This is a genomic window from Agathobaculum sp. LCP25S3_E8 (assembly GCF_052117165.1).
GTDB lineage: Bacteria > Bacillota > Clostridia > Oscillospirales > Butyricicoccaceae > Agathobaculum.
Window position 1 is genome coordinate 1 of record NZ_JBQKJR010000046.1, and the last position, 25,502, is coordinate 25,502.

Annotated in this window: 26 protein-coding genes, 1 riboswitch and 1 other annotated feature; of the genes, 18 read left to right on the forward strand and 8 right to left on the reverse strand. The window is 56.3% G+C overall.

Annotation, left to right across the window (positions count from 1 at the left end):
• Positions 1 to 145: 145 nt before the first annotated feature.
• Positions 146 to 565 carry a Holliday junction resolvase RuvX gene (ruvX, locus tag ACTQ34_RS13390; RefSeq protein ID WP_441364253.1) on the reverse strand — a complete coding sequence of 140 codons (420 nt, stop codon included), beginning with the start codon at positions 563 to 565 and terminating at the stop codon, positions 146 to 148.
• 261 nt (positions 566 to 826) lie between these two features.
• Between ruvX and rpmG the strand changes: the two genes are divergently transcribed.
• The 5 genes from rpmG (at position 827) to rplA (ending at position 3,120) form a co-directional block, all read left to right on the forward strand.
• Positions 827 to 976 carry a 50S ribosomal protein L33 gene (gene rpmG, locus ACTQ34_RS13395; RefSeq protein WP_125116025.1) on the forward strand — a complete coding sequence of 50 codons (150 nt, stop codon included), beginning with the start codon at positions 827 to 829 and terminating at the stop codon, positions 974 to 976.
• An 18-nt stretch (positions 977 to 994) separates the two neighbouring features.
• Positions 995 to 1,225, forward strand: coding sequence for a preprotein translocase subunit SecE (secE, locus tag ACTQ34_RS13400; protein WP_302666095.1), 231 nt, complete (start codon positions 995 to 997; stop codon positions 1,223 to 1,225).
• A 12-nt stretch (positions 1,226 to 1,237) separates the two neighbouring features.
• On the forward strand, positions 1,238 to 1,774 hold the full coding sequence (gene nusG / locus ACTQ34_RS13405) for a transcription termination/antitermination protein NusG (RefSeq protein WP_373165580.1): 537 nt from the start codon (positions 1,238 to 1,240) through the stop codon (positions 1,772 to 1,774).
• A gap of 115 nt (positions 1,775 to 1,889) precedes the next feature.
• Positions 1,890 to 2,315 carry a 50S ribosomal protein L11 gene (rplK, locus tag ACTQ34_RS13410; RefSeq protein ID WP_373165578.1) on the forward strand — a complete coding sequence of 142 codons (426 nt, stop codon included), beginning with the start codon at positions 1,890 to 1,892 and terminating at the stop codon, positions 2,313 to 2,315.
• Between the two features lie 109 nt (positions 2,316 to 2,424).
• Positions 2,425 to 3,120, forward strand: coding sequence for a 50S ribosomal protein L1 (rplA, locus tag ACTQ34_RS13415; protein ID WP_441364254.1), 696 nt, complete (start codon positions 2,425 to 2,427; stop codon positions 3,118 to 3,120).
• Between the two features lie 80 nt (positions 3,121 to 3,200).
• Here the strand turns inward: rplA and ACTQ34_RS13420 are convergent, their stop codons facing one another.
• Positions 3,201 to 4,859: an S-layer homology domain-containing protein gene (locus tag ACTQ34_RS13420; protein ID WP_441364255.1), complete on the reverse strand. Its 1,659-nt coding sequence runs from the start codon at positions 4,857 to 4,859 to the stop codon at positions 3,201 to 3,203.
• 170 nt (positions 4,860 to 5,029) lie between these two features.
• Positions 5,030 to 5,193 (forward strand) — a sequence feature (ribosomal protein L10 leader region).
• Positions 5,194 to 5,203: 10 nt separating this feature from the next.
• On the opposite strand from ACTQ34_RS13420, the gene rplJ reads away from it, so the two are divergent.
• The 6 genes from rplJ (at position 5,204) to ACTQ34_RS13450 (ending at position 11,082) form a co-directional block, all read left to right on the forward strand.
• A complete protein-coding gene (rplJ, locus tag ACTQ34_RS13425; RefSeq protein WP_297274718.1) occupies positions 5,204 to 5,791 on the forward strand; it encodes a 50S ribosomal protein L10 in 588 nt (195 codons plus the stop codon).
• 42 nt (positions 5,792 to 5,833) lie between these two features.
• Positions 5,834 to 6,205, forward strand: coding sequence for a 50S ribosomal protein L7/L12 (rplL, locus tag ACTQ34_RS13430; protein WP_297283565.1), 372 nt, complete (start codon positions 5,834 to 5,836; stop codon positions 6,203 to 6,205).
• Positions 6,206 to 6,342: 137 nt separating this feature from the next.
• Complete coding sequence (locus ACTQ34_RS13435) at positions 6,343 to 7,473, forward strand: SLC13 family permease (protein ID WP_441364256.1); 1,131 nt, start codon at positions 6,343 to 6,345, stop codon at positions 7,471 to 7,473.
• A 169-nt stretch (positions 7,474 to 7,642) separates the two neighbouring features.
• Positions 7,643 to 9,565, forward strand: coding sequence for an NAD(+) synthase (locus tag ACTQ34_RS13440; protein WP_441364257.1), 1,923 nt, complete (start codon positions 7,643 to 7,645; stop codon positions 9,563 to 9,565).
• A gap of 18 nt (positions 9,566 to 9,583) precedes the next feature.
• The gene (locus ACTQ34_RS13445; protein ID WP_441364258.1) at positions 9,584 to 10,240 is read left to right on the forward strand and encodes a VanZ family protein; all 657 of its coding nucleotides are present in this window, start codon (positions 9,584 to 9,586) and stop codon (positions 10,238 to 10,240) included.
• A gap of 5 nt (positions 10,241 to 10,245) precedes the next feature.
• A complete protein-coding gene (locus ACTQ34_RS13450) occupies positions 10,246 to 11,082 on the forward strand; it encodes a prephenate dehydrogenase (protein WP_441364259.1) in 837 nt (278 codons plus the stop codon).
• A gap of 60 nt (positions 11,083 to 11,142) precedes the next feature.
• Here the strand turns inward: ACTQ34_RS13450 and ACTQ34_RS13455 are convergent, their stop codons facing one another.
• The gene (locus ACTQ34_RS13455; protein ID WP_441364260.1) at positions 11,143 to 11,577 is read right to left on the reverse strand and encodes a hypothetical protein; all 435 of its coding nucleotides are present in this window, start codon (positions 11,575 to 11,577) and stop codon (positions 11,143 to 11,145) included.
• A 144-nt stretch (positions 11,578 to 11,721) separates the two neighbouring features.
• On the opposite strand from ACTQ34_RS13455, the gene spoVAC reads away from it, so the two are divergent.
• From spoVAC to ACTQ34_RS13475, 4 genes are all read left to right on the forward strand, one after another.
• A complete protein-coding gene (spoVAC, locus tag ACTQ34_RS13460; protein ID WP_441364261.1) occupies positions 11,722 to 12,174 on the forward strand; it encodes a stage V sporulation protein AC in 453 nt (150 codons plus the stop codon).
• Positions 12,171 to 13,187: a stage V sporulation protein AD gene (locus ACTQ34_RS13465; RefSeq protein WP_441364262.1), complete on the forward strand. Its 1,017-nt coding sequence runs from the start codon at positions 12,171 to 12,173 to the stop codon at positions 13,185 to 13,187. Before spoVAC ends, ACTQ34_RS13465 begins: the two co-directional genes overlap by 4 nt.
• A gap of 5 nt (positions 13,188 to 13,192) precedes the next feature.
• Entirely contained in the window at positions 13,193 to 13,549 is a 357-nt protein-coding gene (gene spoVAE / locus ACTQ34_RS13470) for a stage V sporulation protein AE (RefSeq protein WP_297275926.1), read from the forward strand.
• Positions 13,550 to 13,614: 65 nt separating this feature from the next.
• Entirely contained in the window at positions 13,615 to 14,583 is a 969-nt protein-coding gene (locus ACTQ34_RS13475; RefSeq protein WP_441364263.1) for a tRNA dihydrouridine synthase, read from the forward strand.
• Positions 14,584 to 14,628: 45 nt separating this feature from the next.
• Here ACTQ34_RS13475 and ACTQ34_RS13480 read toward each other — a convergent pair whose 3' ends face one another.
• Positions 14,629 to 16,002 (reverse strand): penicillin-binding transpeptidase domain-containing protein, encoded by a 1,374-nt coding sequence (locus ACTQ34_RS13480; RefSeq protein WP_441364264.1) that lies wholly within the window; start codon positions 16,000 to 16,002, stop codon positions 14,629 to 14,631.
• Complete coding sequence (locus ACTQ34_RS13485; protein ID WP_441364265.1) at positions 16,003 to 17,754, reverse strand: FtsW/RodA/SpoVE family cell cycle protein; 1,752 nt, start codon at positions 17,752 to 17,754, stop codon at positions 16,003 to 16,005.
• Positions 17,755 to 17,998: 244 nt separating this feature from the next.
• Positions 17,999 to 18,104: riboswitch (glycine riboswitch) on the forward strand.
• 138 nt (positions 18,105 to 18,242) lie between these two features.
• Between ACTQ34_RS13485 and ACTQ34_RS13490 the strand changes: the two genes are divergently transcribed.
• Together ACTQ34_RS13490 and brnQ are read left to right on the forward strand one after the other, a co-directional pair.
• Positions 18,243 to 19,610, forward strand: coding sequence for an alanine/glycine:cation symporter family protein (locus ACTQ34_RS13490; protein ID WP_441364271.1), 1,368 nt, complete (start codon positions 18,243 to 18,245; stop codon positions 19,608 to 19,610).
• 120 nt (positions 19,611 to 19,730) lie between these two features.
• Entirely contained in the window at positions 19,731 to 21,032 is a 1,302-nt protein-coding gene (gene brnQ, locus ACTQ34_RS13495; RefSeq protein ID WP_441364266.1) for a branched-chain amino acid transport system II carrier protein, read from the forward strand.
• Between the two features lie 309 nt (positions 21,033 to 21,341).
• On the opposite strand, the gene ACTQ34_RS13500 is transcribed toward brnQ, so the two are convergent.
• From ACTQ34_RS13500 to ACTQ34_RS13510, 3 genes are all read right to left on the reverse strand, one after another.
• Positions 21,342 to 22,538 carry a tyrosine-type recombinase/integrase gene (locus ACTQ34_RS13500; protein ID WP_441364267.1) on the reverse strand — a complete coding sequence of 399 codons (1,197 nt, stop codon included), beginning with the start codon at positions 22,536 to 22,538 and terminating at the stop codon, positions 21,342 to 21,344.
• A gap of 136 nt (positions 22,539 to 22,674) precedes the next feature.
• Positions 22,675 to 22,878: an excisionase gene (locus ACTQ34_RS13505; RefSeq protein ID WP_441364268.1), complete on the reverse strand. Its 204-nt coding sequence runs from the start codon at positions 22,876 to 22,878 to the stop codon at positions 22,675 to 22,677.
• 136 nt (positions 22,879 to 23,014) lie between these two features.
• Positions 23,015 to 24,334 (reverse strand): replication initiation factor domain-containing protein, encoded by a 1,320-nt coding sequence (locus ACTQ34_RS13510; protein WP_441364269.1) that lies wholly within the window; start codon positions 24,332 to 24,334, stop codon positions 23,015 to 23,017.
• 405 nt (positions 24,335 to 24,739) lie between these two features.
• Here ACTQ34_RS13510 and ACTQ34_RS13515 point away from each other — a divergent pair, with 405 nt between their 5' ends.
• Positions 24,740 to 25,213: a helix-turn-helix domain-containing protein gene (locus tag ACTQ34_RS13515; protein ID WP_441364270.1), complete on the forward strand. Its 474-nt coding sequence runs from the start codon at positions 24,740 to 24,742 to the stop codon at positions 25,211 to 25,213.
• The last annotated feature ends 289 nt before the right edge of the window (positions 25,214 to 25,502 follow it).

Sequence of the window (25,502 nt, forward strand, 5' to 3'; positions counted from 1 at the left end):
TCCCGATCCATTTTTCCTCGTTCCAGCATTGCTCTCACCACCTATTCCTATTTTACCGCGCTCAAACGAAAAAGCCCAGCTTTTGCTGGACTTTTTCGACAGACTGAGAGGGAAACCCCACGGGTTTCCCTCTTTTCCCTGTTTTTCAGTTTTGCCGGCGTTTGAAATCCAGATAGCCCTGCAAAATCAGGCTCGCCGCGACCGCATCGACCGTCTGGCGGTGTTTTTTCGCCTTTTTGCCCGTCTGATGCAGGATGTCATGCGCCGCGACCGTCGTGCGACGCTCGTCCCACAGCGTCACCGGCAGCCCGGTGCGCTCTCTGAGCGTTTCGGCCAACGCTTCGCACTTGTGCGCACGCTCGCCCGCCGTGCCGTCCATATTTTTCGGCCAGCCCAGCACAATCTCCTCGATTTTGTTTTCCGCGATGAAAGCCGTCAGCTTGTCGAGCAGCTTGTCGTAATTCCATTCGTGGATGACGCTCGGCGAACCGGCCAGAAACCCAGACGCATCCGAAATTGAAAGACCGGTGCGCGCATCCCCGTAATCAATACCCAAAATACGCATGCGAATACTCCTATATGTTGTGTAATAAGCTAAGTATATCACAAAAACGCAAAAAAACCAGCACTTTTTTCTCGAAAACCCTTGACCGCCGGTTTTCTCCATGCTATACTTTAAGAACCTATGCAGGTTCTTTTTTTTGCGCCCATTTTTCGCGTGTCTCGGAAAAAGGGCCCGGAACACTGGCAAAGGGAGGCAAATTGTCCCGCGCCCGGCCAAAGGGGCACGGGAAGGGACGAATATTAAAAGGAGGTGCCGTTATTTATGCGCGTGAAAATTACGCTGGCCTGCACCGAGTGCAAGCAAAGAAACTATGACACAATGAAGAACAAGAAGAACAACCCGGACCGTATGGAAATGAACAAGTACTGCCGTTTCTGCCGGAAGCACACGCTGCACCGCGAAACGAAGTAAGAGAAAGGAAGTAGCTTCATGGCTGAAGAAACCAAGGCGAAAAAGCCCGGTCTCTTTGCGCGTATCGGCAAGTGGTTCCGCGAGCTGAAGAGCGAGTGCCGTAAGATTGTATGGCCCACTCGCCAGCAGACGGTGAACAACACGCTGGTTGTGATTGCCTGCGTCATCCTGATCGGTATTTTCATCTGGGTCCTCGATATCGTGTTCGGTCTCGGCGTCCAGACGCTGCTCAACGCTTTCGCCGCCTAAAAGGAGGCATTTATGTCAGACGCTGCAAAATGGTATGTGGTGCACACATACTCCGGCTACGAAAACAAAGTGGCCTCTTCGATCGAAAAAGCGGTCGAAAACCGCAAGCTGCATGACCTGATCCCCGCCGTCAACATCCCGACCGAAACGGTCACGGAAGTGAAGGACGGCAAAAGCCGCGAGGTGGAGCGCAAGCTCTTCCCTGGCTACGTACTTGTCAAAATGGTTATGACTGACGAAACCTGGTATCTGGTTCGCAATACCCGCGGCTGCACCGGTTTTGTCGGACAGGACAAGTCCGGCGGCTCCAAACCCATCCCGCTGACGGACGATGAGATCGCCGCGATGGGCGTGGAGAAGCGTGAGATCGAGGTAAACTACGCACCCGGCGACAGCGTGCGCGTCATCGACGGCGCATTGGCCGGCTTTATCGGTGTAGTATCGTCGGTGGAAGCGGATAAGAACAAGGTTAACGTCACGGTTTCCATGTTCGGCCGCGAAACCCCTGTCGAGCTGGAACTTGACCAGGTCGAGACGCTCGACGAGTAAAACATTCTTTCGGCATATCGCCGGAAATGCGCGCGGAAGGCGCGCGGCAAGTGGGAGAGCTCCCGCATAAGGGACTCGCCAATTACCACATTTATTGAAGGAGGAACCTTTCAACATGGCACAGAAAGTAGTAGGTTATATTAAGCTCCAGATTCCCGCAGGCAAGGCAACCCCGGCTCCCCCGGTAGGTCCGGCCCTCGGCCAGCACGGCGTGAACATCATGTCCTTCACCAAGGAATTCAACGAGCGCACCAAGAACGATGCCGGTATGATTATCCCGGTTGTTATCACGGTCTATGCCGACCGTTCGTTCAGCTTCATCACCAAGACTCCCCCGGCGCCGGTCCTCATTAAGAAGGCCTGCGGCATCGAGTCCGGTTCGGCCGTTCCGAACAAGACCAAGGTTGCCAAGCTGTCCAAGGCTGACTGCCAGAAGATCGCGGAAACCAAGATGCCCGACCTGAACGCTGCTTCTCTGGAAGCTGCGATGAGCATGATCGCAGGCACCGCCCGTTCGATGGGTATCACCGTCGAGGAATAAGTTTTAAGTTAAGCTGAATGGATTTTGACCGCGCTTTTTGCAGGCGCCGGTCAAAGTGGGAGGGTTAGGTTTAGCCTATTCCCGCATTACCACTTAAGGAGGATTTATTGTGCATAAAGGTAAAAAGTATGTAGACAGCGCAAAGACCATTGATCGTTCCAAGCTGTACGATCCGGCAGAAGCGCTTTCCACCGTTATTTCCACTGCCAAGGCCAAGTTTGACGAGACCATCGAGCTGCACGTCAAGCTGGGTGTTGACTCCCGTCACGCCGACCAGCAGGTTCGCGGCGCAATCGTACTGCCGCACGGCACCGGTAAGAATGTCCGCGTTGCTGTTTTCGCCAAGGGTGCGAAGGCAGACGAGGCGCTGGCTGCCGGCGCAGACATCGTTGGCGCAGAGGACCTGATGGAGCGCATCCAGAAGGAGAACTTCTTTGAGTTCGACGTTGTTATCGCTACCCCGGACATGATGGGTCTGGTTGGCCGTCTGGGCCGCGTGCTCGGTCCTAAGGGCCTGATGCCAAACCCGAAGGCCGGCACGGTTTCCATGGACGTTGCCAAGGCGGTTCAGGAGTCCAAGGCTGGTAAGATCGAGTATCGTCTGGACAAGACCAACATCATCCACTGCCCGATCGGCAAGGCTTCCTTCGGCGCTGAGAAGCTGCAGGACAACTTCGACGCACTGATGGGCGCGATTATCAAGGCGAAGCCGGCTGCTGCCAAGGGCCAGTACGTCCGCTCCTGTGTTGTGGCTTCCACCATGGGCCCCGGCGTTAAGGTCAACGCTGCCAAGCTGATGGCGTAAGCGTCTGTCTGATACAGATTTCATGAACAATAAAAAGCACGCTGTTTCCAGCGTGCTTTTTTGTTGCCTTTATGCAATTGTTACAGCATGCGGTATGCTGTTGCAATCGCCTGCTCGCGAGTGAACAGGCCCTGCGGGTCGAACTTGTTTTCACCTGTGCCGTTCATGATGCCTTCGGAGACAACATAGTTGATGCCCTCGGTCGCCCACGACGAAATCTGTGCTGCGTCGGCAAACGAGGTAGATGCCGCGCCGCTCGACGATGCGCCCAGCAGCTTATCCGCGCCCATCAGGATTTTCGCCGCCTGCTCACGGGTCAGGCTCTCGTTCGGGCTGAATTTGTTGTTGCCTACGCCGTTGATGATGCCGAAGCGGTAGCAGGCGAGGACACTTGCATCCCAGGTGTCGGTCAGCGCTGCACGAGCATCATTGTACGAAATACCGGTCAGATAGAGCGCATTATCGTAATCCGTCATCTTTTTATGCAGCAGCGCATCGATAATCTGGCAAAACTCCTTACGGGTGATGTTCTTCTGATAGCCATTTTGCAGCGTATCCGGTACAATACCTGCGTTTGCTGCATCAACAACCGTTTGCGCTGCCCAACCGGAGGGCGTATCAAAGTCGCGCGGCTGCATGCCCTTGGGCAGCGTACCCGAAGCATAGTCCACAATATGCAGCACGTTGGTCAGGTAACGGCCCGCACTCTGCACGGTCGAACCGCCGATGCTCAGGAAGGTCGACGCGCCGCCGTCGAGCGCCATCGCATCCACTGCACCCAGCCCCTTGAGATAATTGGCGATACTGCGCATGGACGCACTCGACGCACTGCCCAGCACCAGCTGGCCGTTGCTCATAATTGCCGCGAACGAACGGGAGGAAACGTAATCCGGAGACTGCTTGGGATCGGTAAAATCGCTGTTCTGATCACAGACATTGACGCCGTCCTTGAGCAGCAGCGGGCCTGCGCCCACACCGTTGACAATATCCGTCCACTCGGAAGCACTGTCATGCTGCGGCGTGTATACCGTTTTGCGCACCGCGTCGTTGCCGATTTGCGGCTCGAGCGTGTAAGTCACCATGTTGTTCCATGCGCTCTGGTTGATAACCAGCACGGTCGTGCCCCACGACAGAGCGGGCACCGTACCGCCAACCTGAATATTCGTTACAACGCTGTTCTGAATGGTAATAATGCGCGCACCGGAGGCGACGTTCACCGCCCGTCCGTATACCGGCGTCAGCAGGTAGCTTGCCCATGCGTTGTTCGCGTTGTAATCGTTGACCGAGTATGCTGTGACGGTTGCGCTGTCCTCGCCGCGGAACGCGATTTTCGTCTCAATCTTAACGCGGTCAATTAACGGCTTGCCGGAAGAAGTGAAAACCAGCGTCGGCTTTTCACCGCCGCCGTTGACCACTTCGCCACCTTGGATGACCGTCGCGTAAACCGTCGCGCCACCGCTGTAAGCGTCAAAATAGCCGCCATTGATGGAAGCGACCACGGTTTTTCCGCCCTCAGATGCCTTGGCGTTGACATGGCCGGAGGCCGACTGTGTCTGGAACAGGCGGTTATTGGCCAGCGTAACTTCACCTGTGCGCCCTGCACCCATTTCCAGATAGACCATCGTGCCGCCGATCGCCATACTTTGCCGCTGCGTGCCGCCTGCTGCGCCCGCCGCCACCGGCAGCAGCATCAGTCCGGCGCACACAAGACTCAGCACTCGTTTGTATAATGTTCGCATGGTATTCCCCCTTTTGTTATTTTCAAGCTCAGTTTAACATATTTTTCTTATTTGCACAACAAGATTGTAAATATCTTTCTATTCTTGTTCTTTTTTACCAGAGTTTATAATTTTCCTTTTTATAACGATAATTTCTTTCATTTATGCTTGACAGATTCATTTATTTTCGATATAATATATGAGCTTGGTCAAAGACAGCAGGCAGCCATAAGGCTTTAAAGGCGTTTTCGCCGCCCGCCGAGGTCAACACGGAATGGATAATTACCATCTTTATGGGTTTTCTGTGTACCCTCCCTGTGTCTTTGCACCGGGAGGGTACTTTTATTTTTTAGGAGGTGAAAAAGATGCCGAATGCAAAGGTTCTGGAAGAGAAGAAGGCTCTGGTTGCGTCTCTGGTAGAGAAGATCAAGAATTCTCCGGCCGGCGTGCTGGTCGATTACAAGGGCATCAACGTTGAGGATGATACCAAGCTCCGCCGTCAGCTGCGTGAAGCAGGCGTTGAGTATATGGTCATCAAGAACACCCTGATCCGCTTTGCGGCGAAGGAACTGGGCTTTGACGCTCTGGAAGAGCACCTGAACGGCACTTCCGCGCTGGCGATTTCGACCACGGACGACGTGATCGCACCCGCTAAGATTCTGGGTGACTTCGCCAAGACCCACGAGAACTTCACGATCAAGGCTGGTTACCTGGAAGGCAAGGTAATCGATGAGGCCGAGGTCAAGAAGCTGGCCAACATGCCGAGCAAGGAAGTCCTTATCGCTCAGGTACTGTACAGCTTCAACTTCCCCATTATGCAGCTTGCTATTGCCTGCGATGCTATCGTTAAGAAGGCTGAGGGCAACGAGGACATGAAGGTAGCCGATCTGGTTGCCGCGAAGGTTCCGGCTGCGGAGGAAGCTCCCGCTGAAGAGGCTCCCGCTGCGGAGTAATCAAACAAATTTTAAAAATAACTTAAATGGAGGTTTAATCCCATGACTGTTGCAGAGATTATGGAAGCTGTAAAAGAGCTCAAGGTTATGGAGCTCTCCGAGCTGGTAAAGGCTCTGGAAGAAGAATTTGGCGTATCCGCTACCCCGGTTGCCGTTGCAGGTGCTGCTGCTGGCGCTGGTGACGCTGCTGCTGCCGACGCTAAGACCGATTTCGACGTTGTTCTGGTTGACGCTGGTTCCTCCAAGATCAACGTTATCAAGGTTGTTCGTGAGATCACCGGCCTGGGCCTGAAGGAAGCCAAGGAGAAGGTTGACTCCGCTCCGCAGACCATCAAGGAAGCTGCTCCGGAAGCTGAAGCGAACGAGATCAAGGAGAAGCTCGAGGCTGCTGGCGCTAAGGTTGAGCTCAAGTAATTTTCCGATTGCTCGGCCGGCCCTTTCAGGGTTGCAAGCTGTCTGAAACCCGGCAGGTATTGCTAAAAGCAATACCTGCCGTTTGTTTTGTCCTTTTGTATTTCATATACGGATAATTCCGGAAATGAGGCCCTGTTATGTATCCCTTTCTGACCAAACTGGGCGGCTTTGCCCGACGTGAAGCCGTACTGGTGATATCATTTGTGTGCGCCCTGCTGTCCATGCTGGCCGTACCGCCCGACGCCGCCTATGCCGGGTACATTGACCTGCGCGTACTTTGCCTGCTGTTCTGCCTGATGGCAGTGGTGGCGGGTTTGCAGCAATGCGGCCTGTTTACCGTGCTGGCGCAGCGCCTGCTCACCGGCCGCAAGCAGCTGCGGCTGCTGTATCTTGCGCTGGTACTACTGCCGTTTTTCTGCTCCATGCTGATCACCAACGATGTGGCGCTCATCACCTTCGTCCCGTTTACCGTGCTGGTGCTCGGCCATATCGGCCGCATGGAGGCGCTCATCCGCGTGGTTGTGCTGCAAACGCTGGCCGCCAACCTCGGCAGCATGGCGACCCCGGTCGGCAACCCGCAAAACCTGTTCCTCTGCTCGTATTACGGGCTGAGTTTCGGCGCGTTTGTGCGCGTTGTGCTGCCGATGACGTTGGTCAGTCTGGTTGCGCTGTCGGTCGCCGCGCTGTGGACGCGGGGTGAGACCATCGAAATCACATTCCCTCAGCAGGAGCATATTGCGCAGCCGCGCTTGTTTCTGCTGCTGTGCCTGCTGTTCGTGCTGTGTCTGCTGTCGGTCGTACATGTGCTGCATTACGGCATCACAACCGCAGCGGTCGCCCTGTGCCTGCTGTTGTTTGCACGCGGCCTGTTCGCACGCGTGGACTATGCGCTGCTGTTCACCTTTGTCTGTTTCTTCATTTTCGCAGGCAATATCGGCCGCATTGACGCGGTGCGCAGCGCGCTCGAGCTGCTGCTCGAACGCAGCACTTACTGGACCAGCGTGCTGGCCAGTCAGGTTATCAGCAACGTGCCTGCAGCAGTGCTGCTCTCGGGCTTTACCGACAATTGGCGCGCGCTGCTGGCTGGTGTGGACATCGGCGGTCTGGGTACGCCAATTGCGTCGCTGGCAAGCCTCATCTCGCTCAAGCTGTACTTACGCGCGGAAAACGCCTCGCTGCCGCGCTATCTGCTGGTGTTTACGCTGGCCAATATCGCAGGGCTGGTCCTGCTGTCGGGCGCTGCGTTCCTGTTCGGCTGTGTCGGCTGAATACATCCCTTCCAGTGACATATCGCCGTCCTCCCTGTCTTTTCGGCAGGTGGACGGCGCTTTTTTGTCTTTCCGTGTCGTGTCCAGCCGCCACAAGGCAAAATCCCTTGCGTATCGGGGCAAAAAAGGGTATACTAACCATATCTGAATTATCTGGAGGAATACTGGAATGCAGGATGGATTTGTCAAAATCGCTGCCGCAACGCCCGATTTGCGCGTAGCGGACTGCGCCTATAACGCTTCCGAAATCATAGAGCAGGCAAAACAGGCCGCAGCCAAGGGTGCGCGCTTAATCGTGTTCCCCGAGCTTTGCCTGACCGGCTACACCTGCGGCGACCTGTTTTTGCAGGAGTGCCTACTGGACGGCGCGCTGGACGCACTCGAAACGGTCTGCCGCGAAACGGCTAAGTTGGAGGCCGTCGTACTGGTCGGCCTGCCGCTGCGCGTGCGCGGCAAGCTGTACAACTGCGCGGCTGTTCTGTGCGGGGGCGAGATACTGGCTTTTGTTCCCAAACAGCACCTGCCGAACTATTCCGAATTTTATGAGCAGCGCCACTTCGTTTCCGGCGAACTGCTGGACGGCATGGAGGGCGTAACCGTGCGAAACGGCAGCGGCGAGGCCGTCTGCGTGCCGGTCGTGACCGGGCAGGTGTTCACCTGTGAGGACGCGCCGCTGTTTACCTTCGGCGTGGAAATTTGTGAGGACCTTTGGGTGCCCAATCCGCCCTCGACCATGCTGGCGCAGGGCGGTGCGTATATCATTGCCAACCTGTCCGCTTCGGATGAAATCATCGGCAAGGCCGCCTACCGCCGCGACCTCGTGCGGCAGCAGTCCGGCCGTCTGCTGTGCGCCTATCTGTATGCGGACGCGGGCTTTGGAGAATCCACGCAGGACTTAGTATTCGCGGGACACAACCTGATTGCGGAAAACGGCGCGCTGCTGGCCGAAAGCCGCATGTTCACCCACGGCATCACCTATGCCGACATTGATTTGCAGCGTCTGGCGCATGAGCGGCAGCGCATGAACACCTTCCAAAGTGTGCCGACCGGCGAGTTTTCCTTCCATTTGCCCATGTCGGACTGCGACCTCACCGACCGCAGCTTCCCGCGCACCCCATTTGTGCCTGCAAACAAGACGCTGCGCGACGAGCGCTGCGAGGAGATTCTGACCTTACAGGCCACCGGCCTTGCGACCCGTCTGCGCCATACGCACGCGAAAACCGCGGTTATCGGCCTGTCCGGCGGGTTGGATTCCACGCTTGCGCTCATCGTCGCCGTGCACGCCTTTGATATGCTGGGGCTTGACCGCAAGGGTATCCTCGCGGTGACCATGCCCTGCTTTGGCACGACCGCGCGCACGCGCGGCAACGCGGAAAAGCTGGCGGACGCTTACGGCGTGACGCTCCAGACCGTGGACATCAAAGCTGCGGTCGACCAGCACTTTGCCGACATCGACCAGAGCAAGGACGACCTCTCGGTGACGTTTGAAAACGGACAGGCGCGCATGCGCACGCTGGTGCTGATGAACCTCGCCAACAAGCACGGCGGCATGGTGGTCGGCACGGGCGACCTGTCCGAGCTGGCACTTGGCTGGGCGACCTACAACGGCGACCATATGTCGATGTACGGCGTTAACGCCTCCATCCCCAAGACGCTGGTGCGCTATCTGGTGGCCTACGAGGCCGACCGCACGCTGGGTGAGCTGAGTGATGTGCTATGCGATGTGCTGGATACGCCCGTCTCCCCCGAGCTGCTGCCGCCCAAGGACGGCGAAATCAGCCAGAAAACCGAGGATTTGGTCGGCCCGTACGAGCTGCACGACTTTTTCCTCTATTATATGCTGCGTTTTGGCTATTCGCCTCGCAAAATCTACCGCATCGCACGCAAGACCTTTGCAGGTGCGTATGATGACGCGACCATCAAGAAATGGCTGACTACCTTCCTGCGCCGCTTCTTCTCGCAGCAGTTCAAGCGCTCCTGCCTGCCGGACGGCCCCAAGGTCGGCACCATTACGCTGTCGCCCCGCGGCGATTGGCGTATGCCGTCGGACGCGTGCGCCGCGCTTTGGCTGCGCGAAGCAGAAAACCTGTAAGAAAGGGAATAACCTGTTTTGAAAACCCTGATTCGCAGGCTGGCGGTCGTTGCGACCGCCGCCCTGCTTTGCTTTAACCTGTATTACGAGCTTGCGCCGGAATACATCGTCGGGCCGGAGCAGAAATTCGCATTCGCTGCGGCGTTTGTCGTGTTGCTCGGCATTGCGCTGTTTTACGGCGTACCCAAAGGCGCGCGCGGCAAACGGCGGCACGACTATATGCTGCTTTTGTTCTGGTATTACCTGTGGGTGCTGGCGAACGTCTTGTTTTTTGACAACGCCTTCGGCCGCGGCATTTCCATGCACGCGCAGCTGGATGCGGTCAATCTCGAGCCGCTGCGCACGATTAAAAACTACCTGATTGCCTATGGCTATGGCAATATCTCGCTGCGGCTGGTGATTCTCAATCTTTTGGGCAATCTGGTTGCATTCGCGCCCATGGGCGTGTTTCTGCCCGCGCTGTTCCGCTGGCAGCGCAGCATATTTTTCTTCGCGGCAACGCTGACCCTCGGCATCACGGCGGTCGAGGTCACGCAGGTCTACACCGGTGCAGGCTCGTGCGACGTGGACGACCTGATACTCAACCTCGCCGGTGCGCTGATTGTGTTCATCATCTGCCGCATTACCCCGATTTGGCGGCATATCTGCCGCGTAAACCCCAGAAATAAGGAGTGACCCCTATGTTTGACACCGTACTGATTGCCGGCCTCGGTCTGATGGGCGGCTCGATGGCCAAGGCCATCAAGTCGCGCACGCTCAGCCGTGTCCTCGGCTGGAACCGCACCCGCCGCACCGCCGAACAGGCGCTCGCGGACGGCTCAATTGACGCCATCGCCACCGAAGCGCTCTATAAGGAAGCCGATCTGGTTATCATCGGCCTGTATCCACGGGCGACGGTGGACTGGCTGCTGGAAAATATGCCGAAATTCAAGAAGGGCTGCGTTGTGGTTGACATGGTCGGCGTCAAGCAGTTTATGGTCGATCATCTCGATAAAGCCGCGCTGGACGCGGGCGTACATTTTGTCGGCGGACACCCGATGGCTGGCCGTGAATTTTCCGGTCTGGATTTCGCTCTGCCGACGCTGTTTGACGGTGCAAGTATGATTTTCGTGCCGACGGAAAGCAGCACCGAGCGCGTGCTGGAGCAGCTCGAAGCATATTTCATGTCGCTCGGCTTCGGGCAGACTGTGCGCTGCACCGCCGCACAGCACGACAAGATGATAGCGTTCACCTCACAGCTGGCGCATGTCGTATCCTCAGCCTACATCAAAAGCCCGGAGGCGGACAAGCACAACGGCTACTCCGCCGGCAGTTACAAGGATTTGACACGCGTGGCAAAGCTCAACGAGACCATGTGGAGCGAGCTGTTCCTGTGCAACGCCGAGCCGCTTGCCACTGAAATTGACGAAATCATCCGGCATCTGGACGAATACCGCCGCGCCATTCGTGCGGGTGACCGCGAAACCTTGACCGCACTTTTGCGCGACGGGCGCGAGCGCAAGGAAAAGCTGGGATAACAGAAAAACCGCCCTTTGGGGCGGTTTTTTAATGTCTAACGGATTCTTCGCAGAGTTGTATTACAGAAATTCCCGCATTTGGTCTGCCAGCTGCTCCTCCAGATGGATCAGCCGCTTGGTAATGTCCTTGGTTTTCTCGCTGGCGGCCTCGTATTGATTGAGGTATCGGTTCAGCGATTTGACACCCATATTGCAGCCGTCCGTCATCAGATCGGCAACGGTATGGTCGGATTCGTCCATGCCCAGCTTAACATTGGTTTTCATCCACGACATGCCCTTGGCGATCGGATTGGGCTCCTTGCCGTCATCATGATATTCGTCCAGCAACACCTGTATTTCATCCTGCAATTTGACATGCTCGTTTCGACATTTCTCCAAATGCTGCCGAAGCGTATCGCTTTTAATATACTCCATCACCTCGTCAATGGATGCCACACCCATTTTAATGCCTGCGTCGCACTCACGCAGCAGTTTAATGGTATCCTGCTCGACCATAGTTTGCTCTCTCCTTTGCTTTTCCGGGATGCAATCAGTATGCGCAGTAATACACAGATCATGCTTGTGCGCAATCTTTTGCGCTCCATGGATAAACTTCCGTCTTTTGCACAAAATAGCACAAAAACCGGAAGGAGCATGATTATGAAGCTGGATAAGCAGAGCTATCAGCGTCTGCTGGAACAGAAAAGCCCACCGTCGCCGCTGCCGCTCGACTGCCTCAAGGCATTTCTGTTCGGCGGCGCGATCTGCACGGTGGGCGAAGCGGTGAGCAACTTCTGGCAGTGGCGCGGACTGGACACCACGGACGCGGCCGCTGCGACCTCTATCACCATGGTATTTCTCGGCGCGCTGCTGACCTGTCTGCATCTGTATGAAAAGCTGGCCAAGCACGCGGGCGCAGGTACCATTGTGCCGATTACCGGCTTTGCCAACTCGATTGTTTCGCCCGCAATGGAATTTAAAAGCGAGGGCCTGGTACTTGGCGTAGGCGCAAAGCTGTTTGTCATCGCCGGACCGGTGTTAACCTATGGTATTTCGGCCAGCGTAATCTATGGACTGGTGCTCGTGCTGCTGGGAGGGGGCGGCGGCGCATGATCGAACACATCGGGCAGCGCACGCTGCACCTGACGGGCCGCCCTTATCTCATCGCACACGCGGCGGCAGTCGGCAAAAAGGAAGGCGAAGGTCCGCTCGGCGCGTATTTCGACTTTGTCACCGAGGACGACCGCATGAAGCAGAAGTCATGGGAACTGGCGGAAAGCGCGCTGCAAAAAACTGCTATCAATCTGGCGCTGCACAAGGCTGGGCTGCAGAAGGGCGATCTGGACGTCATTCTCGCGGGCGATCTGCTCAACCAGTGCACCGGCTCATTCCTCGCCTCGGTTGATTCGGACACACCCTATCTCGGTCAGTACGGCGCGTGCTCGACCATGGCACAGGGGCTGGCACTGGGCGGCTGTCTGGTCGAAGGGGGTGCCGCGCGCCGTCTGCTGGCGTCCGCATCCTCGCATTTCTGTTCGGCTGAGCGGCAGTACCGCTTTCCGCTTGCTTACGGCGGCCAGCGTGCCCCAACCGCCCAGTGGACGGCAACCGCTGCAGGCGCAGCCGTACTGAGCGCACAGGGTACGGGACGCATCCGGGTGACACACGTGCTGTTTGGTAAAATGGTCGAGATGGGTGTCAAGGACGCGAATAACATGGGCGCGGCAATGGCCCCCGCGGCCTATGACACCATTTCCACCCTGCTTTCCGACCTCGGCGCGCAGCCGACCGACTTTGACTGCATCGTCACCGGCGACCTCGGCCACGTCGGCGCGGACCTGCTGCTGACCCTCCTGCGCACGGACGGCATCGACCTCTCCCCTGTTTACTCGGACTGCGGCAGTCTGCTGTTCGGCGACGAACAGGACGCGCACGCGGGCGGTTCTGGCTGCGGCTGTTCGGCGGCGGTGCTGTGCGGGCCGCTGCTGCGCGATATGCAGGCCGGCAAGATGCGACGGCTGGTGTTCGCGGGTACGGGCGCGATGATGAGCCCGACCTCGGTACAGCAGGGCCAGCCGATTGCCGGCATCTGTCACGCGGTTGTGATAGAAAGGAGCGACGCATGAACTGGATGGAATATGTCAATGCATTCTGGGTGGGCGGTGCGATTTGCGCGGTCTGCCAGATATTCATCGACAAAACCAAGCTGACCCCGGCGCGCATTCTGGTCAGTCTGGTCGTGCTGGGCGTAGCGCTGCAAGCCTTTGGGCTGTATCAGCCGGTCGTGGACTACGCGGGCGCAGGCGCGACCATTCCCCTTTTGGGCTTCGGCTATTCGCTGGCCAAGGGCGTAGCGAAAGCGGTCGCGGAAAGCGGCCTGCTGGGTGCGTTCACCGGCGGCGTGACAGGCGCGGCGGGCGGCATCGCGGCCGCCATCGTATTCGGCTGTCTGTTTGCACTCATTGCGCGGCCAAAATCCCGCTCCTGAGCGCTTGCGGACAAAGGGAAACCCCGGTATAATAGACAGCAGAACGAAAAGAACGAGGTTTGCCCATGCGCTACTATTTTGCCCCGATGGAGGGGGTAACCGGCGCGGTTTACCGCCGCACGCACCACGAATATTTCCCGGGGATTGACAAATATTTTATGCCGTTTATCACCCCGACCACAGCCGAGCGGTTTACCCCGCGCCAGAAGCGCGATATTGCGCCCGAAGTCAATGCCGGCGTCCCCGCCGTGCCGCAGCTGCTGACCAAATCCGCCGCAGACTGCATCTGGGCGGCGAACGCACTGGCCGATATGGGTTACGCGGAGGTCAATCTCAACCTCGGCTGTCCGTCCGGTACGGTGACGGCCAAGGGCAAGGGCGCGGGCTTTCTGGGTAACCCGGATGCGCTCGACCGCTTTCTGGATGCGGTGTTTTCGTCCACGCGCGCACGCATTTCCATCAAAACACGGCTGGGAATGCACGACCCGGCAGAGTTTGCTCGCCTGCTGGAAATCTACAACCGCTATCCGGTTGCGGAGCTGACCATCCATCCGCGGGTGCGGCAGGATTTCTATAAGGGTACGGTGCGCGAAGCGGACTTTGCCGCCGCGCTGCCCAAGTGCTGCATGCCGGTATGTTATAACGGCGACATCGTAACCGAAAAAGACGCGCAGGCTGTCGCCGTTCATTATTCCAATTTGCCCGCTGTGATGATTGGGCGCGGACTGATTGGCGACCCTTCTCTGGTCACCCGCCTGCGGGGCGGTCCGCGCGCGGACCGCGAAACGCTGCGCGCCTTTCACGATGCGCTGTATGCGCGCTACTGCGAGGCTTTCGGTGACGCGCGCATCGCCATGCTGCGCATGAAAGAGATTTGGTTCTATCATCTCAATCTGTTTGAAAACAGCGAAAAGCACGGCAAGCGGCTCAAAAAAGCCAATGACCCACGCGCCTACGAGGATGCGGCGGCAGCCATCTTCCGCGACCTTGCAGTGCGGGAGAATATCGTCCCCGGCTGGTTTCGTCCGGCATGAAAAAACAAACGGCTCCCTTCCGAAATGGAAGGAAGCCGTTTTTTGTTAGTATCCTTTTTCGACCGCCGCGGTCAGCACCTTGGAGGCTACCGTACCCGCAACCGATGAACCGCCGCCGCCGTTCTCCACCAGCACGATGAAGGCATAAGGCGTGGCCTCATCTCGCAGGAAACCGGTAAACCAGGCGTTCGGCGTCTTGTCCGCACCGACCTCAGCCGTGCCGGACTTGGCGCAGATGTCCATGCCCGGAAAACGGTCCTGACCGTAGGTTTCAATGACGTTGTTGTGCATCATATCCGCGATGGTCGAAGCCGTGTCCTCCTCAATCAGTTTGGAGGACTTGTGCGCAAAGTACAGACCGGTCGGCAGACCGTAATCCGTGGTCGTTTTCTCAATCAGACGCGGCATCGCCGCCTTGCCGCCGTTGGCGATTGCGCCCATATACAGCATCATATTGATGGGGCACATGGTATCCTCACCCTGACCGACGCCTGCCCATGCCAGCTGGTTGTCGTTGCCGTCAAAGTTGAAGTGTCCTTCCGAGGTGTTGACGCCATCGACCTTGATGGCCTCGGTCAGACCCGCAGCATCGGTATATTTCTGCATGATGTCGCCGCCCAGCTCGACCGCGAGCTGACCAAATACGCCGTTGCAGGAGTTGGCAAGCGCGTCCTCAATATCCTGCTCGCCATGCGCATACGGACAGGTGACCACGTCGCCGCCGATTTCCACCGAGCCGGTGCAGTTCCAGCTGCGGGTGAACAAATCGGGCAGATTTTCAATCGCCGCGTTGAGCGTTACCACCTTGAAAATCGAACCGGGAATCGAGTTTGCCGACAGCAGACGGTTGACATATACGCCGTCCCACGCCGGGTCATCCGGGTCGATGTTCGGCGGGTCGGCGGGGTCAAAGGTCGGGGTCGAAACCATGCACAGGATTTCACCCGTCTTATAGTTGTACACACCCACCGTGCCGCTCATGCCACCCAGCGCCTGATAGGCGATGTTGTTGAGATAAGCATCGATGGTCAAATACAGGTTGTTGCCCGTACCGAGCGGCGAATATACGCCGGTCAGCAGGTTGTAACCCGACAGCTTATCCGCGAAGGCGGTCAGCGCGCCCGCGCCGATGTTGCCTGCGGGGTCACCCACCGCGTGCAGGGTCGCGCGGCGGATGTCGCCGTCCGGATAATAGATGCGGTTGCCGTTTTCGTCGAGCGTGGAAAGCACATCGCCGTCCCGGTCGAGGATGGTGCCGCCCTTGAGCTGGCCGGAGTTGCTGTACAGATGCCGGTTATAGGGATAGGAGGCCCAGTCGCCGCCGTCCACGACAAACTGAAAACAGAAAACCGCCAGTCCCAGTCCCAAAAGCGCGGCCAGAATCAGACAGAACACACCGCGTTTTTCAATTTTCCGCATTTAGTCCACCTCCCCGCGCAGTTCGCGCCGCGAGGGCAGCTTGACCGCAAAGGACGCATTCTGCCGCGTGTCGGTCGCCTTGAGGAAGGCGAGCATGCCCCATGCCGACAGCATGGATGAACCGCCGTTCGACACGAAGGGCAGGGTTACGCCCGTAAACGGCAGGATATCGACCGCACCGAACACGTTCAGACAGGTCTGGAACACCAGCAGACTGGTTGCGGCGCAGGCTGCAATCGTATAAAAGCTCGACCGGCCCGCGCGGCATGCGCGCACCGCGAACACGGCCAGCGTGATGATGCACAGGATGGTCAGCACCGCGATAATCAGGCCCCATTCCTCGCACAGCATACCGAATACAATGTCGGTATCCGCCGCAGGCAGGCCGCTCAGCCAGCCCTTGCCCGCGCCCACGCCAATCATGCCGCCGGACGCAGCCGCGGTCAGCGTATGGGTCTGCTGAAAGCCCGCGTCGTACACATCCTCCCAGATGTGGCCCCACGAAGCAAAACGCGCGGCAACGTGCGGTTTGACGGTCAGCATGACCATGCCGCCGCCGAAGCAGCCCGCACAAATCAAGCCGAGCACGGCAAAGTCGCCCGAGCGCAGGAATGCGATGACAAGGAATGTCACAAAGAACACCAGCGCCGTACCGAAGTCGTTTTGCAGCGCCAGACAGCCGCCGCAAATACCGGTCAGACCAATAAACATCCACAGGTTGCGCTTGTTAAACAAGCGGTCGAGCGTCGCAGCGCCCGCAAAAATATAACAAATCTTTGCAATCTCTGAGGTTTGCAGGGACAGCGGACCGAGCCGCAGCCACGCCTTCGCGCCGCCCTGACTGGAGCCAATCAGCAGCGTAATGACCAGCAGGCCGACCGCCGCCGCGCCCATAAACCAGCGCACCTTTTGCGCGCGCGTCAGGTCGCGCAGGAAAAAGCCGAGAATCAGGAAAATGGCAAGCCCCATCAAAATCGCAATCAGCTGCTTGGGCATCTCCTCCGGCACCTTTGAACCGGTGACGGCCAGTGACAACGTACATAGGAAAAACGCAATGGTTTCCATTTCAAAGCCAATGCGCCGGAACGAGCGCAGAATGATGAAATAGCCCCAGCAAACCAGCGTCAGCACCAGAAAAGTCATCGGAATGGTGACGGTCGCCTCGTCTCCCGCGGCCACAATCAACTGTATGGCGGTCAGTACCTGAAACAGTGTAAGCAGCACCAGTGAGCCCCACATGCCCGCAGGCCGGCCCTCGATACGGCGCTCGACCATTTGCTCGCGCTTCTCCTCCACCGAGATCGGCACCAACATGGTCGGAATCCCGCCGAAAGCGACGGTGTCTCCGTCCTCGACCACGGCGTATTCGTCCACCGGCAGATCGTTGACCGTCACGCCCCCCTTGGAGCCGAGGTCATACACCGTCCAGCTGCCGTCATCCTCACGGATCAGAGCGGCGTGCTGCCGCGAAACCGAAGGGTATTCAATCTGCACGTCGCACGAGGGCGCGCGACCGATGATATTTTCCCAATGGGTGATGGGCAGGCGCACGCCGTTTGCCATGCCCAGATAGCCCCAGACCTCGTCCGGGTGCTTGACCTTCCAGAGCGAGCGGATCGCACCGACCAGAATCATCAGCGCAAGGATGGGAAACACAAAGCGGACCACCGTCGTGTACCATGCGCCGACCAGCGGATTTTCCGCCAGAAAGGCCGTCAGCGTATCCAGCAGACGCTGCAAGGCATCGTTCATGTTGATGTTCCTCCTTTCGGAAATCGCATTCTTTAACCTTTATATTATAGCACAGCTTGTCAAGAAACTGATGAACCGTCAGTGAACGGCAGAAATGGATAATACTTGACAGCATACGCACGGGATGATACACTGGTATTCTAAGAGCATAAGCGACAAACGAAGTTTGCAGGAAAAAGCCGTCTGGCTTGCCGAAGGAGCAAAACTCTCAGGCGTCCGGAATTTCCGGATGGGGACTGTAAATGGATGTGACTCTGGAGAACGCTCCGCAGGGAGCTGCCGAAGGTGCAAAGCGTACGGTCGGGGAAACCGCGCGCCAATCTCTCAGGCAAAAGGACAGAGTGCGAACCACAGCGCAAGGCGGGCGCTTTTTTTGCGTTTTCTGCCGCGCTGTCCGGCCGTTCTTTCAGAGTCAGACCCTGAAACAGGGTTCTGGCTCTTTTTGTTTGCCGCAAAAACAGAAAAAGGGGTATGTAGGTAAAATGTCAATGGATCAACTGGCGGATCTTGTAAGCAAGATCAGCGACATCGTGTGGAACAGCGTACTGCTGTATCTGCTGGTAGGCACCGGCATCATCTTCACCATCCGCACGCGATTTGTGCAGGTGCGCAAGTTCGGCGCAGGCTGGAAGCGGCTGTTTGGCCACTTTTCACTCAACGGTGAAAAAGCGGGTAAGGACGGCATGAGTCCGTTTCAGGCGCTGACTACCGCCATTGCGGCGCAGGTCGGCACGGGCAACATCGCGGGCGCAGCCACCGCACTCTACTCCGGCGGCCCGGGCGCCATCTTCTGGATGTGGCTTTCCGCGTTCTTCGGCATGTCCACCATCTACGGCGAGGCCGTACTCGCGCAGAAGTACAAAACGGTCGACCAGTCAGGACACGTGACCGGCGGCCCGATTTACTACATTCGGGCACGCTTTACCGGCGGTTTCGGCAAGTTCCTCGCAGTTTTCTTCTCGATTGCGATTATCTTTGCACTTGGCTTTACCGGCAATATGGTGCAGGCCAACTCGATCAGCGAGGCATTCCAGAATGCCTTCGGCGTAGATAAGCGCATCATCGGCGTTATCTGTGCGATTATTGCAGCGTTCATTTTCCTCGGCGGCGTGGGCCGCATCGCGGCGTTTACCGAAAAGGTCGTGCCGGTGATGGCCGGCTTCTACATGGTCGGCTGCGTTGTTATCCTGTGCATCAACCACGCCGCGATTATCCCCGCCCTCCGCTCCATCTTTGTTGCGGCGTTTGACCCGCAGGCCATTCTCGGCGGTGCGGTCGGCATCACCGTGCGCGAAGCCATGCGCTACGGCGTGGCGCGCGGCCTGTTCTCCAACGAGGCCGGCATGGGCTCCACCCCGCACGCACATGCGCTGGCAAAGGTTGACAAGCCGCAGGATCAGGGCGAAATTGCCATTGTTTCCGTATTTATCGACACCTTCATCGTGCTGACGCTGACCGCACTGGTCATCCTGACCTCGGGCCAGCTGCAGGCAGGCGTGCCCGGTGGTCTGCAAGGCACGGCGCTGGCGCAGGCGGCATTCAACTTTGCGCTCGGCTCATTCGGCAACGCTTTTGTTGCAATCTGCATGTTGTTCTTTGCGTTCTCGACCATCATTGGCTGGTACTTCTTCGGTGAAACCAATGTCAAGGCCCTGTTTGGTCAAAAGGCCACCAAGATTTACGCCGCCATCGTTGTGGTGTGCATCGTCATCGGCTCCGCGCTCAAGGTTGATTTGGTCTGGAATCTGTCCGACCTGTTTAACGGCCTGATGGTGTTCCCCAACCTGATTGCACTGTTGTTCCTGTCCGGTATCGTGGCACGCGCCGCGCATGACGAGGACATTATGAAAAAGTAACCATTTATGTGCAAAAAAGGCCGCTCTGTGCGGTCTTTTTTGTTATTCCGCCGGGTTTTGTTTGACAAAGCCACCCCATCGGGTATAATAAGGTTGAGTCATGTAAGGGGGAACTTTTCTATGCAAAAGCTGCACGGCAAAAACCTGCTTCTCGTCGGGTTTACGCTGTTTTCCATGTTTTTTGGAGCGGGCAATCTGATTTTCCCGCCCTTTCTCGGTGCCGAGGCCGGCAGTGCCGCCTGGCCGGCCTTTCTCGGCTTCGCCATGAGCGCAATCGGCCTGCCTGTGCTGGGCGTGATTGCAGTGGCGCGATCGGGTGGCCTTTCCGCTCTCGCCGGACGGGTCCATCCCCGTTTTGCCGCAGTATTCACGCTGCTCATTTATCTGTCCATCGGTCCGTGCCTTGCCATTCCGCGCACGGCCAGCACCTCGTTCGAGATGTTCGCGCCCATCATCGGCGGCGGCACGGCAAAGCAGGCCGTGTATTCGGTGGTGTTCTTCGCGGTCGCGTTCCTTGTCGCACTGCGGCCGGACAAGCTGACCGACCGTTTAGGCAAGATTTTGTGCCCGACGCTGATTGTATTGATTGTCATGCTGTTTGCGGGCTGCCTGATTGCGCCGGTCGCGGCGCACTACGGCTCGGTGCAGCCGAACTATGCTTCGCTGCCGGTTGCGGCGGGCTTTCTCGGCGGCTATCAGACGATGGACACCATCGCAGCGCTCAACTTCGGTGCGGTCATTGCGCTCAACATTCGCGCCAAGGGCATCGAGGAGGACGGACAGGTCGTGCGCGGCACCATCCGCGCGGGCTGGATTGCGGGTGCGCTGCTGCTCATGATTTACGCGATGCTTACGCACGCGGGCGCACTGGCAGGCGCGGCCTTCCCGCTCGGCGAATCCGGCGCCGATACCCTTTCCTTCCTCGCTTATGCGCTGTTTGGCACGCCCGGACGTGTGCTGCTTGCGGCAATCTTTCTCATTGCATGCCTGAATACCTGCATCGGTCTGATTTCCTGTGTCAGCGATTACTTCCACGGCTTGTTCCCGCGCGTGTCCTACCGCGCATTTGCGGCATTTTTCTCTGTGGCCAGCATGGTCGTCTCCAATATCGGGCTTGCGGGCATCATTCGCCTGTCCACGCCCGTGCTGAACGCAATCTATCCGGCGGCTATCGTGCTGATTGCGCTGTCCTTTGTGCCGCAGCTGGCGATGTTCCGTCTGGTCTATCCGCTGACCGTCGGACTGACCTGCGTACAGAGCGTGACCGAAGCGCTGGCACAAAGCGGTCTGTCTATCCCGCTCTGGACAAATGCGGTCGCCTCTTTGCCGCTGACGCAGACAGGCTTCGGCTGGGTACTGCCCGCGCTCATCGGCTTGCTGCTTGGTCTTGTGTTTTCCAGCCGTGCGCAGACCACTGCCTGATATCACAAAATCATCCACAGCCCTGTGCATAAAAAGGATGCCGCATGGCATCCTTTTTTTGCTCCGTCCTCTCCCGCGCCGCAAGACGCAATAAAACAAGAAAAGAACCGCCCAAAGGCGGTTCTTTTCATAAAACAAATCATTTTGTTTCACAAACTTCATATAAGCTGTTAAATGCCCGCAAAGTGCAATGCTATCAATGATTTATAAAACTTTTCACAGAAGATACTTTACATTTCTTCGCCCTGCATTTTATAACTTCGCCGCGAAAAGTAGTACAAGTCGTGGTACACAGTACATCAGTAGCAGTCAGGCGATCAAATTTACCACTTCGGCCTTTACGTTGTCAATCGACGCATGGGCGTACAGGTTGAGCGTGATATTGATATCCGAATGCCCCATGATATACTGTAAACTCTTCGGGTTCATATTTTTATTGGCGAGCCGGGTGCAGAACGTATGCCGCAACACATGTGGCGTAATATTGGGTAGTTTGTCATCATGCCCTTTGTTGTATTTCTGCACAATACGGTGCAACACTTCCTGATAGTGGTGTGCAGGATATGGTTCACCGAATTCATTTACAAACAGGAACCCGCTGTACCCATCCACCATGAACGGTTCCGGTTCACCGCGCCTTGCTATCACACGTTCAAAGGCTTTACAGGCTTCTGCGCTCATGGGGACTTTGCGGATACTGCTTTTGCTTTTCGGGGTGTCAATATAATATCCGCCGCCCCGCCCCTTTTCCCAAAGGAGCTGGTGGTCGATGTTCACAACACCATCCTCAAAGTCAATATCGTTTACCGTCAGCCCGCAGAACTCGGAAATACGCAGCCCGGTTTTTAACAGGATCATGATTTCATCATAATACCGCCTATACGGCTTGTCTTGCTTGATAAAACCGGTCAGCGCCTGTTCCTGTTCTTCGGTCAATGCCGTCCGTACGTTTACCTCGTTCTTCATTACAGTGTTTAGTGCAAAGTCGAACGGGTTCTTCCGCAGCCATCCGTCCGATACCGCCATTTGGAACGCGGCTTTCAGCGAACGCCGGGTATTGTTGATCACACGATAGGTGTATCCGTTATCCTGCATCCGCAGCGCCCATTCCTGTGCGTCGGACGGCTTTACACTGCCAATCGCCTTTGCGCCGATCATGTCTTGCGCAATCAACTTTGCAGTGTACCTTCTGCCTGCCTCTGTGCTTCGTTTGACATTGCCGCGTAGGGTGGTATACCTCGCGTACAATTCACTTACCGATAGCCTGCTGTCCGATGTGCTGATACCGTCTGCAAGGTCTTTGTGTATCCCCTGCTCTTTGTCGCGCAGGGCAATGCAATCCCGTTTGCCGGCAGGCACTTTGTCCGTTGCAACCAGCTTCCATGAATACACGGATTGGGGTTTCCCGTTTGCGTCCACATATTTGTAAAGGTATCTTCCGTCTTTTCTCTGGCTCTCCCCAGTCCTCAAAATGCGGCCTTTCGAATCGCGCCGTTTTTCCGACATGGTATCCGCTCCTTTCCGTCTGTTAGGGAAAGAGCCTTGATACGACACATTGATTATACCACAGGGATAGTAAAAACGCAGCCCTTCTTCTTATATTTGATGTAGCATATCCAATAGCGTATCAAGGCAATCCCTGTCAGATGACATCCAATTTGTCTATCATCTGTTCAAACATCTTGCGCTTAATTTGGATGCGGTTACCGTTCATAATCAACCACGGCGCATCCGGGTTTTCCTCAGCCAGCCGCCGCAGCTTGTTTTCCCCGATGCGGAAATAGCAGGCTGCTTCTTTGATTGTCAGTGTGTACTGTTCATAGACCGGGATAAAGATTTCTGCCATGCAATACCTCCTACGATGTTGTTTTCCCATTTTCAAAATAAAAACAGCGGTACAGGTGCAGACATTTTTCAAACGTCCGCAGCTATACCGCTCCTTTGGCCTGTTCCACCATTCCGATATCCCTTCTTTCCAAGGTTCATAATTTGGGTGCGGATCGCCGCTGCGTTTCCATTTGTGCAAGTATTTCCTGCATGATTTGTTCATGCCGTTCCGTCAATACGGCGTTGCCGATCATTTCTTCAACAACGTGTGTCCCTTGTATCCGGTCGAGTTCCATCAGCATCTTGACGGTTGGTGCAGCCTGCTTGGATAGCCAGTCCAGTATACGCAACCAGTCAAACGGTTGCGTCCCCTTTGTCAGCTTCAGCCTGCCCCGATGCGTCTCGATAAAGTGTGCCCAATCCCGATCCGTTGGCCAGCGTGTACGTGGCTTGGTTCCATCCTTGTCCACAAAGCGCACATAGTGGTTGATAATAGAAAATGCCGTCTGAATCAGGTTGCCGCCAGCAATAAAATCCTTTGCCGCGAGATATGCCCTTTCGTTTTTCAGCCGTATCTCAAAGCGGTTCTTGGCTTCTGCCTCGTTGAGCGGGATACCGTGTCGGACAAACTGCTCGTAGTCTTTTTCGTAGATGCAAAAATACGCTTCGGACCGCATAGAGCCGATATAAAGCGTATGCCCTGATCGGCATTTCCGTGCGGTGGGTTTTACCTCCTCTTGCAAAAGAGGCTCGACGGACTTCAAAAGTAGGGGATCGTCCCCAAAGCCTGTGTCCTGCATCAATTCGAGGCATGCCTCCCATCGCTCTTGTTCCAGCCGTTGTTCCTCAAGATAGGCATCCCTACCCGATTGATACACCTCATAACGACGGAACCGTGTAACGCATTCGCCGTGGTCACATTTTTCTGCTAGCTTTGAGATATCCAGAAAGCCCGCGCTGTCGTCTATAGCGATATCCAACCGCTTGAATACGCCCTTTGCATCAAGGCAATGCTGGAAGAATGCATTCCAGTTGCGACCCTGTCCGTTCAGATAGGCGCTGAATTGGGTACAACCTTTGCCTTTGAGTTCTAACAGTGTGCCGCGTCCCTCATACGGCGATATCATAACAACTATGTCCCCAATATAGAACATGGTAGTATATCCATAGAAGCCGCGCGGTTGCTGCCCCAGATGCCGCATCCTGAGCCACAGGACGTTTTCGACCACATCTTGGACATTCAGCGTAGGGAAGCGGATGCGTACATAGTCGATTTTCACTGTAATAGCGCCCGGCTGCAGCTTCTCCAATGCAGCAGCGAGCCGCGCCTTATATCGTTCGGGCAATTCCTGACTTCCGTTGAGCAGGCGGTTGAGGTAGCCGCGGGAAAACCCTGCCATATCCGCAAGCTGCCCCTGTGTCACCCCCAGAGCCGTCTGCTGTGCTTTGAAGTCTTCCATCCAAGTTTGTCCCATACAATCCCTCCCATCAGTAATTGGGTTTTTGAATGTGCAACTTGATATCTGTCCCCAAATATTACAGCCCGTGCAAAATACCACAACCCCAGACACCATCAGGGTTTTTGCCTTGTTATAAGAGCCTGATTGTTGTTTTTTATGCCCCCCTGTTAGAAGCAGGGGGCCTAATTCGGGGGACGGCCGCGGCTTCGCCGCGCCCACCCCGGCGGTGCAGGCCTGCGCCTGCGGCTTCCGCGCTGCACGCCGCCGCGCAGCCTGACCGCTGTCCTTCCGGTCTTGTTTTCCAAACGCCATCCTCATTCCCTATTTATATTGTAATATCTCAAAGCGGGAATATCAATATCAATAAGAGTTGACTTTGTAAACATTCTGTTATATAATAGCGGCAAGGAGGAATGCCAAATGAACAGGATTAAGGAACTCCGACAAAAGAAGGGCGATTCAGTGAAAAAAGTCGCGGATGAAGTAGGTCTTTCACAGAGCATGCTGTCCAGCTATGAGAACGGCACCCGCTCCCCGCGCGACGAGGGGACATGGGATAAACTTGCAAACTACTTTGGCGTATCCGTGAGCTACCTGATGGGCTTGACGGACAAGCTAGTCTCTCCACCACAAGGGAATGATCTCTGGCGACCACAGAGTATTATCATAGATACAAAGCGGGTGCAGGAGGAATACATCGACGGTAAGCAGCCGCTGGAAATCGAAGTCACCACTATAGATGAATACCTCTTGCTGGCGAACATCACACAGCTCGATCCAAACGAAGTAAAAGCCCTGCTACAAACCGTGCAGGGCTGGATTTGCGAGAAGCATACCGGACAGAGGACGGTAATTCAGTTGCTGGAAGATGCTGCCTCTGAATGTAACGAATAAATTCTTTTTATTGGATGCGGTTAACCGAGAAAAGTATATTGTATGTACTGCGCGGCTGCAAAATCATCTGGTCAGCGCAAAGGAATATCTAGACAAGCCGTGGCCGCAGGAGGATGAATACCAGATCAAGGTTGTTCGACTAAATGAACTTAATCTTCTGTTAAACAAAAAAGATGTAGGTCGTGTCAAGAATTTTTCGCACTTTAGTTCGCAGACTCTGTTATGAATGAAGTCAGCCAGCAATGGAGGCATCCTCAACGGTCGCCTCCAGATGCTTCATGTTCATGTA